Source organism: Chthonomonas sp., assembly GCF_035294165.1.
Taxonomy (GTDB): domain Bacteria; phylum Armatimonadota; class Chthonomonadetes; order Chthonomonadales; family Chthonomonadaceae; genus Chthonomonas.
In genome coordinates this window covers 1-3,732 of sequence record NZ_DATGLN010000227.1, presented here as the reverse complement: position 1 = coordinate 3,732, position 3,732 = coordinate 1, and the positions used below count along the sequence as shown (strand labels likewise).

4 protein-coding genes are annotated in these 3,732 nt (G+C 54.7%); all 4 read left to right on the top strand.

Features of this window, described 5'->3' with window-relative positions; translation table 11 throughout:
• Positions 1–388: diaminopimelate epimerase (gene dapF, locus VKV29_RS12960; RefSeq protein ID WP_324201734.1), on the top strand; the 388-nt coding region annotated here is incomplete at its 5' end.
• 18 nt (positions 389–406) lie between these two features.
• A complete protein-coding gene (locus tag VKV29_RS12955) occupies positions 407–2,062 on the top strand; it encodes an FGGY-family carbohydrate kinase (protein ID WP_324201733.1) in 1,656 nt (551 codons plus the stop codon).
• Position 2,063: 1 nt separating this feature from the next.
• Positions 2,064–3,005 (top strand): N(4)-(beta-N-acetylglucosaminyl)-L-asparaginase, encoded by a 942-nt coding sequence (locus VKV29_RS12950; RefSeq protein ID WP_324201732.1) that lies wholly within the window; start codon positions 2,064–2,066, stop codon positions 3,003–3,005.
• A gap of 10 nt (positions 3,006–3,015) precedes the next feature.
• Positions 3,016–3,732 (top strand): selenocysteine-specific translation elongation factor (gene selB, locus VKV29_RS12945; RefSeq protein ID WP_324201731.1); only part of this gene is annotated, 717 nt, incomplete at its 3' end.

Sequence of the window (3,732 nt, the reverse complement as noted above, 5' to 3'; positions counted from 1 at the left end):
ACAACGCTTTGATATTACCGCCGTCTCTATGGGCAATCCCCATGTGGTTATCTTCGTAGATAACATAGACCATTTTCCCGTATCCCGCTTCGGCCCGCTCATCGAAAATCACCGGGCATTCCCGGAGCGTACCAACGTTCAATTCGTGCAGGTATGTAGCCCAACCGAAATCATCCTGCGTACATGGGAACGCGGAGCAGGCGAAACCCTCGCCTGTGGCACCGGGGCTTGTGCCGCTGTGGTTGCTTCCGTTCTGAATAATAAAACCACACGCAATGTACTTGTCCACCTCCCCGGAGGGGATCTGCGTGTTGAATGGATGGGCGACCAACGTGTCATGATGACCGGTCCGGCCGAAGAGGTATTCGAAGGCGACTTTCCAGTCTAACAAATGCGGTGAACCACTATGAGCGACTATGTCATCGGTGTAGATGTCGGCACCGGTAGCGCACGAGCGGGGCTTTTTGACCTTCATGGCAAACTTCTCGCGATGGCCGTTGAGCCGATACAGATATGGCGGCCCCAACCACTCCACGTAGAGCAGTCTTCAGAGGATATTTGGAGAGCTGTTTCCACTGCAGTGCGCAACTGTTGCCAACGTGCCGAATGTCGCCCCGAAGCTGTTCGAGGCATTAGCTTCGATGCGACCTGCTCTCTTGTTGTTCTTGGCGATCAGGATCAACCCCTTCCGGTGAACTTTGAGGGAGATGTCAACCGCAACATCATTGTGTGGATGGACCATCGTGCACTGGCCGAAGCAGAAGAGATCAATGCCGGACACTACGAGGTACTTCGCTATGTCGGCTGGAAGATCTCCCCTGAGATGGAGACCCCCAAACTGCTCTGGTTAAAGAGGAACCTGCCGGAAACCTGGCGAAAGGCACGCCGCTTCTTCGATCTCGCCGACTACCTTACCTATCGCGCTACAGGGAACGATACGCGTAGTTTTTGCACCGTCGTCTGTAAATGGACTTACCTTGGGCACGTGGGTGAGAACGGTACATGGGATCACAACTACTTCAAAGCGATTGGCCTTGAAGATGTTTTAGAAAGAGACCTAGCCGGACACATCATCCGCCCCATGGGCAGTCCTCTTGGCAAGCTGTCGCCTCAAGCGGCAACCGATCTCGGTCTAACCACCGAATGCAGCGTAGGGGTAGGGATCATTGATGCCCATGCAGGTGGCATCGGGCTGCTCGGCGCCGTTTGGGATAAAGATGAACCACTCGATCCAGCCCGCCTTGATACGGCCCTCGCCTATATTGGAGGCACAAGCGGATGCCATATGGCGGTCTCGCAAGAGCCGCGCTTTCTCCAAGGTGTATGGGGGCCCTACTACAGCGCCATGATCCCAGGTATGTGGCTTATCGAAGCAGGTCAAAGCTCGGCAGGAAGCGCCATAGATCAAGCAATCCTCGACCACGCTAACGCCCCATCTCTGCAGGCAGAAGCCACAGAGCGCAGCTGCACCCCCCATGAAATACTTAACTCCTATCTGGAACATCAAACCACACTGTCCCAGGAAAACCATTGGGCGCTCTTAACCAGGGATATCCATATCCTTCCCTTCTATCTTGGCAATCGCTCTCCATATGCCGATCCGCACGCGCGTGCCGTACTCGATGGGCTTACTCTCGACAATTCTATCCACTCCCAAGCCTTGCGCTACCTCGCCACAATACAGGGTGTCTGCTCTGTGGACTATCTGGTTATTCAGGCGCTCAACAACGCTGGCTTCCACATCCATACGCTTTTCGTAACCGGCGGCATTACAAAAAATCCATTTTGGCTCCAGACACTGGCAGACGCCACCGGCCTCCCCTGCGTCCTACCCGCTGAGGAGGAGGCCGTGCTGCTTGGAACCGCAATTTTAGCGGCAGTAGGATCGCAAGCCTATCCTGACGTTCTTACGGCCATGCGCGCTATGTGTCACCGTGGCAGAGTGGTGCAGCCGACCCTCTCTCTCAAACCCTACTATGAGGCACGACACCGCATCGTTGAAAATCTCTACCAACAACAACTTACACATCGCAATATGATGAAGCCTTTTGAAGCACACTAGCATGAATCCACTTATTCTTGCCACATGGCGTTTTGGACAACCTGCCTGTAAGAAAGGCTATTCGCTTCTTGCAAACGGCCTCTCGGCCCTCGATGCCGTAGAGGCCGCCGCCAATGTCGTGGAAGAAGACCCCACCGTGAACTCCGTTGGCTACGGAGGGCTTCCAAATGCTGAAGGCGTCGTAGAGCTAGATGCAGCGATTATGGATGGAGCTAAACATGCAGCAGGAGCGGTGGCCGCACTGACGGGTTTTCGCCGCCCTATATCCGTTGCCCGTTGTGTGATGGAGAGAACGCCTCACGTAATGCTCGTCGGGGAAAATGCCAAACGCTTCGCCTTGCAAGCGGGGTTCGTAGAGGAAGATCTGCTTACCGAGACAGCTCGACAGCGCTGGCTAGCATGGAAATCTCACCAAACACAAGCAGAAGTGGCTCATTTCGACCACCTCTCAACAGAAGGGCATGACACCATCGGGCTTTGTGCTCTCGACACAAACGGCAACCTAGCCGCCGGCTGTACGACCAGCGGGCTGGCATGGAAACTGCCAGGTCGCGTTGGGGACTCGCCCATCATTGGGTCGGGTCTTTATGTAGATAATGAACTAGGAGCGGCAGCGGCTACAGGCGATGGAGACGAGATAATGAAAGTGTGTCTCTCGTATCGCACCGTCATGTTGCTAGAGAGAGGTTATACGGCCCAGCAAGCTTGCGAAGAGGCGTTGCGTTACCTGCTCCGCAAGCGCCCCCCTGAAACATTCGGCTCCTATGGTGCCGCTCTTATCGCCCTTCGCAAAGATGGCGATTATGGGGCTGCGGCCACGCGAACTGGCTTTCAATCCCCCGACCGCCTTTGGACATGGGCAGTTGCCTCCTCAGAATACCCAGAAGGGCTGCTAAGAGAGGGCAGTTACGTCACCTTGACCCATAGCCTACAGCATCTTTGAGCAGCTACCTATGAAACATGTCATCATCGGCACTGCAGGACATGTAGACCACGGCAAAACAACGCTTATCCAGGCCTTGACCGGCATAAATCCCGATAGGCTCAAAGAAGAGCAGGTCCGGGGCATGACCATTGACATCGGGTTTGCTCCTCTTACCCTACCTGATGGCACCACGGTAAGCATTGTGGATGTGCCGGGCCATGAACGGTTTCTAAAAAACATGCTGGCCGGCGCCACAGGGGTGGATGTGGTCTTACTGGTCGTCGCAGCCGATGAATCGGTTATGCCCCAAACTGTGGAACACCTGAACATCCTACGCTTTCTCGATGTCCGTGAGGGCGTTGTGGCAATTACCAAGAGCGATCTGGTTGATGAGCAGTGGCTACAGACTGTTCAAGAAGATATTCGTGAACATCTCAAAGACACGTTCCTGGCACAAGCACCTATCATCGCCGTCTCGGCTATTACGGGTAAAGGCCTTGAAAAACTCCGTCACGCCCTACTTTCAGCGGTCGGTCGTGCACGGACTAAAGGTACCGCGCTACCCTATCGTCTCCCTATAGATCGCGTTTTCACCGTACAAGGTTTCGGTACCGTGGTTACAGGAACACTGGTGTCCGGCACCATCCATGTGGGCGATCCGGTAGAGATTCTGCCTCAAAAGCTCACAAGTCGAGTGCGTGGGCTGCAAATTCACGGCGTCAAAGTAGAACAAGCTGAAGCGGGC

What these genes read in the sequence shown, in the direction of transcription:
- VKV29_RS12950 (WP_324201732.1), top strand. Translation starts at nt 2,064, where the DNA reads ATGAATCCACTTATTCTTGCCACATGGCGTTTTGGACAACCTGCCTGT.
- VKV29_RS12955 (WP_324201733.1), top strand. Translation starts at nt 407, where the DNA reads ATGAGCGACTATGTCATCGGTGTAGATGTCGGCACCGGTAGCGCACGA.